Origin of the sequence: Bradyrhizobium uaiense (assembly GCF_010811875.1) — a bacterium.
Lineage (GTDB): Bacteria > Pseudomonadota > Alphaproteobacteria > Rhizobiales > Xanthobacteraceae > Bradyrhizobium > Bradyrhizobium uaiense.
This window is the reverse complement of the sequence record NZ_VKHP01001232.1, coordinates 1-219: the sequence shown is the minus strand read 5'-3', so window position 1 is coordinate 219 and position 219 is coordinate 1. Positions and strand designations below refer to the sequence as shown.

Below are 219 nucleotides of genomic sequence, written 5' to 3'. Positions count from 1 at the left end.
CGATTATCGCGATCCCGGTGTCGCTGGTCGGCACCTTCGCGGTGATGGCCGCGCTCGGCTTCTCGATCAATAATTTGACGCTGTTCGGCTTGGTGCTCGCGGTCGGCATCGTGGTCGACGACGCCATTGTCGTGGTCGAGAACGTCGAGCGGCATCTCGAGCATGGTATGAGCCGGCGCGATGCCGCGCTGAAGACGATGGAGGAAGTCGGCGGGGCGC

Annotated in this window: 1 protein-coding gene; it reads left to right on the top strand. The window is 63.9% G+C overall.

Going from position 1 to position 219, the window contains the following annotated elements; translation table 11 throughout:
• Positions 1-219, top strand: a 219-nt coding sequence (locus FNJ47_RS49430) for an efflux RND transporter permease subunit (RefSeq protein WP_163163940.1), incomplete at both ends; no start/stop codon positions are given.